Raw genomic sequence first — 6000 nt, 5'->3', positions numbered from 1 at the left:
GGTGACACGCCTCGAAGAGGAGACCCGGATCGGCAAGGGCGGGACCCTGGCGGCGCAGCTGTCGCGGCTCGACCTGATCGTGCTCGACGAGCTTGGATATCTGCCGTTCGCACGCTCGGGAGGGCAGTTGCTGTTCCACCTCATCAGCAAGCTTTATGAGCGCACCAGCGTCATCATCACCACGAACCTCGCGTTCGGCGAGTGGCCCACCGTCTTCGGCGATCCCAAGATGACCACGGCGCTGCTCGACCGCGTCACCCACCACTGCGATATCGTCGAGACGGGCAACGATAGCTGGCGCTTCAAAAACCGCAGCTGACCGCCACCTTCGCCGCCTTCAAAAATCTATCTTGCGCTGCGTGCGCCTCCGGGCGAGCTACGCCCGCCCTCCGCCGCACGCAGCGCAAGGCTCACCTCGACAAACCCCTATCATATCCGCAAGGGGGTCCTTCTTCGACGCCGATCGGGGGTCCCGTTTGAACGCCGTTTGACACGGGATATGATCGCATTGCGCCTGATATCCGCGATGCAGTCCATGCCGCGGACGAGAATCTAAAGTAGAACGGTGCCATTGTCGGCGTCGCCGGAATGCCTGTTCAGCTCCGCAACCCCGATGCCAAGGGTGTCCAAACGAAAATGTCGGCCTTCATGTTCTCGCCGCTACCGATCGCGGGCTTCTCCCTCATCGAAGCCGAGGACATCGCGGCGGCCGTGGACATCGTCGCCCGCACACCTTGTGCGGTGGCCCACGGCGTCGTCGAAGTCTGGCCCCTACTGGAGAGTTGAGGACAGCATTCGCTCGCCGGCAGCCCGCCAACATCATATCGCCGATGTCCCTCACTTGGCATGAGCGGAACCGGTCTGCTCCAGGCAGGTGCCATTTGCCAGTCTGTCGTCGCCAAAAGCCGATCGATCTTCCAACTGGCTTGGCGACAGACCGGTCCGGCAAGTGAACTTTCCGCTAACCAGTTTAAGAACTTTCCTCTCAGAGAAACGAGGCCCAGCGTTGCGCCAGGTGTCGTCTCATAAAAGCGGATGCCGGCCCGTGCCTGGGCAGATCATCCCGAAAAACCAGAACATATTCACACTGAGAGGAGAGACACTATGCCTCGCCACGGCGTATATCCGCGCGACATTGTTCCGCAGCGCTCGAAATATTCGGACGCCGGCCGCTTTGGCCGCATGTTCGGCGAATTGCCGCCCTTCGCCGCAGACACCCCCGATGTCCGCGCCGCGCTGATCGAGATCGGCAAGGTGGGGGGCATCATGGATGCCAAGGACAATCTGACCAAGACCCCCGCCGAGCTGATCACCAACCCGGCGCTGTCGGCGAAGAACAGCGACAATCCGACCCTGACCGCGGGCTTCACCTTTCTGGGCCAGTTCCTCGATCACGACATGACCTTTGACCCGACGTCCAGCCTCGAGCGGCAGGCCGATCCCGAACAGATCGCCAATTTCCGCACGCCGAGCCTCGGCCTCGACAATGTTTATGGCGCCGGGCCGGGAGGAAGCCCGCATCTTTACGATGTAGCGGGCGGCAAGGGCGGCAAGTTCCTGCTCGAGCCGACGGGCACCGCGAACAAATTCGATGTGCCGCGCAACAGTCAGAAGGTCGCCCTGATCGGCGATCCGCGCGACGATGAAAACCTGATCATCAGCCAGCTTCAGGTCGCCTTCCTGAAATTCCACAACCAGGTCGTCGAGCATGTGAAAACCAAGATCAAGCTGACCGGATCGGACGAGATTTTCGCCGAAGCGCAGCGGATCGTGCGCTGGCATTACCAGTGGATCATTGTCCACGAATTCCTGCGCAAGACATGCGGCAGCGCGGTGGTCGACGATGTGCTGACCAACGGGCGCAAATATTACAACTGGCGCAACGAGCCGTTTATCCCGGTCGAATTTTCGGTCGCTGCCTATCGGTTCGGACACAGCCAGGTGCGGCCGTCATACCGCGCGAACTTCACCGGCAACGGCGGCAACCCGTTCTTTGCGATGATCTTTACCCCGACCCCGTCCGATCCCAACGATCCCGACGATCTGTCGGGCGGCTGCCGTGCGCCGCGGCGCTTCATCGACTGGCCGACCTTTTTCGATTTCAGCGACGGCAATGTGAAGCCGAACAAAAAGATCGACTCGACGCTGTCGACCTCGCTGTTCCGTCTGCCGGGATCGGTTGTGCCGAACCCCGATCCGAAGACGAACCCGGCGTCGCTGGCGCAGCGCAATCTGCTGCGCCATCTGACCTTCTCGCTGCCGTCGGGTCAGCGGGTGGCTCGCGCGATGAAGCTGCCCGAATTGTCGAAGGGTGACCTTGCGGACCTCAAGCCGCACGGCTTCGACGACCGGACGCCGCTGTGGTTCTATATCTTGCGCGAGGCGCAGGTGACGCAAAATGGCGAGCGACTGGGGCCGGTCGGGGCGCGGATCGTGACCGAGGTGTTCCTGGGGCTGCTGCAGGGCGACAAGGGCAGCTATCTGTCGCAGGATCCCGAATGGCAGCCGTTCCTGCCGACGGTCGACGCGTCGAAACAGGGCGATGACTTCAGGATGATCGACCTGCTGCGCTTCGCTGACGTAGCTTGATGTAGCGGCTTTCCACCAACCGTCGGCATCCGCATCGGTGCCGACGGTTAGGTCCGCGCGTCGATCAGATGCACGCCGCCGCCGCCCAACTAGACGAAACGACGCGCGCCTGACGATCAAGGCCACTCAGGCCGCGAGCAATTCGTCCGCGGGGCCGAAAAATTCGTAGTGGATATGGTCAGACGGCACGCCGGCAAGCGATAAAGAGGATACCGCGGCGCGCAGGAATGGCCGCGGTCCGCAAATGTAAAAATCCGCTTCGCCGACAGGCGTATTGTCGATCAGCCACTCCTCGGTAATCAGGCCCGCGCAATCATAGTCTTGGCCGGCGACCTCGTCCGCCAATGGGGTCTGGTGGAATTCGGTGACACGAACCGCGACTCCGCGCGCAGCAAGCTCCCGAACCTGATTGCGCATGGCGTGCGTCTCGCGATCGTGCGTGCCATGGACATAATGCACCGGAACATCGCTGCGCGTTTCGACAAGGGCTTCGAGCATGGCAACCATGGGCGTCAGGCCGACGCCTCCTGACAACAGCACGACCGGCCGCGCCGGATTGTCAGCCAGATAGAATTCGCCGGCAGGCGCTGCGACCTTGAGCACACTACCGACGAAGACCTGGTCATGAAGCCATCCCGAGGCGAGACCCTGCGGTTCGCGCTTCACCGAGATGCGATAGGTCGCTCCGTTGGGGGCGGCCGAAATCGAATAGTTGCGCTTGACCGGCGGATGTCCCGGCACCTCGAACCAGAAGGTCAGATATTGCCCAGGCTTGTAGGCCATGACTGGCGCCCCATCGACGGGGCGCAGAACAAAAGATTTGATGACGCTGCTTTCCCGGATCACCGCATCGACCCGAAATTCACGCCAGCCATTCCAACCACCAACGGTCTCGCGCTGGATCCCGTAAATCCGCTCCTCGCGTGCGATCAATATATTCGCCAGAAACCAATAGGCCTCACCCCAGGCACCGAGGATTTCCTCGGTCGCCGCATCGCCCAGAACCGCGGCGATCGCGCCGAGCAGCGCCTCGCCGACATGCGGATAATGTTCCGGGTGAATTTGCAGGCCGACATGTTTCTGGGTGATTCGTTCGACCGCAGGAGCCAGAGCGGCCAGATTGTCGATATTGCTCGCATAGGCGAGGATCGCGCCGGTCAGCGCTCTTGGCTGCGAGCCCGCATCGCCATGATGCGACTGGTTGAACAAATCCCGGATTTCCGGATTTTGAAACATGCGCGCATACATTTCATGGACGATCTCAAGTCCCTTAGCCTCGAGAGCGGGAACCGTGGCCTTGACGAGCGCGATCGTTCGGTCGCTCAGATTATGCGACATGCTAATCTCCTTTATATCGTATGAATGGAATTTCGTAGGAATGGAATGGAAAGTCAGTCGCCAGGCGGCTGGTCGTAGAAATCGACCCGCATCTTCATCGCACCCACGGGGGTCACGAAATGCACTTGTTCGGGCAGGATGAGGCCCGGGCGCGAAGGATCGAGCATGACCTCGGATGACGGGTCGACATAGGTGAGCTTGAGTTCGCCCTCGATCACCCGGATCAGACCCCACACCCCGGCCTTGGTATTGTGGCGATTGCGCAGCGCGTTGGGCAGCGTGTCCTCATCGAACAGCGCGGTCGAACGATATGGGGCCGGCGCTACCATCTCAGGCGACCATCCGGATGTCATCGGCGTGCTCCGGATAGGGTGCGGTGCTGGCGGCGACGGCAATCCCGGCGAGTTCGTTCGCGAAGCCGTGGTTGACGTCACGATGATGGGCTTCGTCGGCACGCACGACCAGAACGACATCGCGCAATGTCGCGTCGTCGCCAAGCTTCCAATAATGTTTGGCGATCGCAGGCGCGGGCAGGTTAGCGCTGCGGCCCTTGTCGATATCATCGAGGTAGAGCGTGTAGCTGATCACCGCTTCTTCCTCGAAATAACCCACAACGCGGTGCGCCGTCTTGGAGCTGACGAGGTAAAGCGCGAAGAAGGCGAGGTAGAAGACCCACTGGACCCCAAGAATGACCATGCGTTCGAACACGGAGGGTTTGGCGACTTCTATGAAGGTCATGAGATGCATCCGCTCATTCTCCGCCTCTTCCATCAGGGTGCGGATCCAGCCCTTGTCGTCTTCCATCCGGCGCAGGCATTTGAGGTGGGTCAGCGTCGCCCCGACCATACCGGGGACCGCCGCAACGGTTTCGAGTACGATCGCCCGGTGCCCATAGCGCTTGGCAAAGAAAGTATCGGCGCAGAAGCGTAGCATCTTGGTGAAACCCAGCGCGATGCGGTCGGAGATATCCAGGGGGCGATGATGGACATTGAGATGGGCAAACGTGGCTTCGGTCATGCTCAGGTGCTCCTTCGGAAAAATCAGTTGATCCCGCCGCGCGCGGCAACCGGATCTTCGAGGCGAAAAAACAGGGCGAGGCCGAGGCTCTCGGCAATGCGCGCCGCCTTGTTCTGGAGCGCGGCTGCGGCCCGCGCCGACATCAGTTCGTCGGTGGTCGCCGTCCAGATTGTCAGCCAGCGATCGAACATCGCCGGTGTGATCCGGCTTCGGTGCTTGAGATGCGCCGCCATCGGGCTGCCCTTGTAGCGCCCGCTCGTGAGCATGACGGACGACCAAAAGGCGACGAGCCGGTCGAGATGCCCCGGCCAGTCAGCTACCGCGTCATTGAAGATCGGGCCAATCTCGGCATCGGCGCGGACCCGCTCGTAGAAAAGCGGAATCAGACGCTCCAGTCCCGCCTCGTCGATTTCGTCACTCTCGATCACGACTCGCTCCAATCATGCATATTCCGCGCATGTATGACGGCGGATTGAAACATGCAACAAAAATGCATATTAAACTCGCGAGCCGGCGGGAGAGGTTGATGCGACTGACGCACTACACAGACTATGCGATGCGCGTGCTGCTTTACCTTGGGGGCAAAGCGGGTGAGCAACTGTCACCCATAGCCGAGATCGCGCGCGCCTATGGCATCTCGCAAAATCACCTCATGAAGGTAGTCAATGATCTTGTGAACGCGGGCTATCTGGAGAGCGTGCGCGGACGCTATGGTGGGGTGCGGCTCGCGCGTCTTCCGAGAGACATCAATATTGGCGAAGTCGTCCGTCACACCGAAGACGGTTTCAATCTCGTCGATTGCGCCAGCTGCGTCATTGCGCCCGCTTGCGGTTTGACCGGTGCCCTGAACGAGGCGCTCGCCGCCTTCATGAAGGTGCTCGATGGATATTGCCTCGAGGATCTGTTGACCAAGCGGCGCGACTTGCAGTGGATATTTGCGGCTGTCGGCGATGATATTGGCAAGCAAGCTGCGGATCAGGCCCAAATATAATAGTAAACAGAGAACTATTCCGGATCCCAGCTTGATTAATAATTTTGCGCCTCTATCTCGGATCC

The 6000-nt window shown here is 60.6% G+C and carries 8 protein-coding genes; 4 read left to right on the top strand and 4 right to left on the bottom strand.

Going from position 1 to position 6000, the window contains the following annotated elements; all coding sequences use genetic code 11:
- From A3E77_RS08885 to A3E77_RS08875, 3 genes are all read left to right on the top strand, one after another.
- Positions 1-319, top strand: a 319-nt coding sequence (locus A3E77_RS08885; protein ID WP_164847550.1) for an ATP-binding protein, incomplete at its 5' end; no start/stop codon positions are given.
- 269 nt (positions 320-588) lie between these two features.
- Positions 589-786 (top strand): YciI family protein, encoded by a 198-nt coding sequence (locus tag A3E77_RS08880; RefSeq protein ID WP_293645069.1) that lies wholly within the window; start codon positions 589-591, stop codon positions 784-786.
- 318 nt (positions 787-1104) lie between these two features.
- Positions 1105-2589 (top strand): peroxidase family protein, encoded by a 1485-nt coding sequence (locus A3E77_RS08875; protein WP_293645067.1) that lies wholly within the window; start codon positions 1105-1107, stop codon positions 2587-2589.
- A gap of 126 nt (positions 2590-2715) precedes the next feature.
- Here the strand turns inward: A3E77_RS08875 and hmpA are convergent, their stop codons facing one another.
- The 4 genes from hmpA to A3E77_RS08855 are packed head-to-tail and all read right to left on the bottom strand — an operon-like array spanning position 2716 to position 5369.
- A complete protein-coding gene (gene hmpA, locus A3E77_RS08870; RefSeq protein ID WP_293645065.1) occupies positions 2716-3927 on the bottom strand; it encodes an NO-inducible flavohemoprotein in 1212 nt (403 codons plus the stop codon).
- Between the two features lie 53 nt (positions 3928-3980).
- Positions 3981-4256 (bottom strand): DUF1971 domain-containing protein, encoded by a 276-nt coding sequence (locus tag A3E77_RS08865; RefSeq protein ID WP_293645063.1) that lies wholly within the window; start codon positions 4254-4256, stop codon positions 3981-3983.
- 1 nt (position 4257) lies between these two features.
- Positions 4258-4944: an alternative oxidase gene (locus A3E77_RS08860; RefSeq protein ID WP_187140829.1), complete on the bottom strand. Its 687-nt coding sequence runs from the start codon at positions 4942-4944 to the stop codon at positions 4258-4260.
- A 23-nt stretch (positions 4945-4967) separates the two neighbouring features.
- A complete protein-coding gene (locus A3E77_RS08855) occupies positions 4968-5369 on the bottom strand; it encodes a group III truncated hemoglobin (RefSeq protein WP_293645081.1) in 402 nt (133 codons plus the stop codon).
- A 101-nt stretch (positions 5370-5470) separates the two neighbouring features.
- Here A3E77_RS08855 and A3E77_RS08850 point away from each other — a divergent pair, with 101 nt between their 5' ends.
- Positions 5471-5935, top strand: a complete 465-nt coding sequence (locus tag A3E77_RS08850; RefSeq protein ID WP_293645079.1) for an RrF2 family transcriptional regulator — start codon at positions 5471-5473, stop codon at positions 5933-5935.
- Positions 5936-6000: the final 65 nt, after the last annotated feature.

The organism is Sphingopyxis sp. RIFCSPHIGHO2_12_FULL_65_19 (assembly GCF_001830555.1).
In the GTDB taxonomy this organism is placed as follows: Bacteria; Pseudomonadota; Alphaproteobacteria; order Sphingomonadales; family Sphingomonadaceae; genus Sphingopyxis.
Note: the sequence above shows the minus strand (reverse complement) of the source record. Positions and strands in the feature narration are given on the sequence as shown.

Coding starts and splice junctions, on each gene's coding strand:
- A3E77_RS08880 (WP_293645069.1), top strand. CDS start 589: ATGCCTGTTCAGCTCCGCAACCCCGATGCCAAGGGTGTCCAAACGAAA.
- A3E77_RS08875 (WP_293645067.1), top strand. CDS start 1,105: ATGCCTCGCCACGGCGTATATCCGCGCGACATTGTTCCGCAGCGCTCG.
- hmpA (WP_293645065.1), bottom strand. CDS start 3,927: ATGTCGCATAATCTGAGCGACCGAACGATCGCGCTCGTCAAGGCCACG.
- A3E77_RS08865 (WP_293645063.1), bottom strand. CDS start 4,256: ATGGTAGCGCCGGCCCCATATCGTTCGACCGCGCTGTTCGATGAGGAC.
- A3E77_RS08860 (WP_187140829.1), bottom strand. CDS start 4,944: ATGACCGAAGCCACGTTTGCCCATCTCAATGTCCATCATCGCCCCCTG.
- A3E77_RS08850 (WP_293645079.1), top strand. CDS start 5,471: ATGCGACTGACGCACTACACAGACTATGCGATGCGCGTGCTGCTTTAC.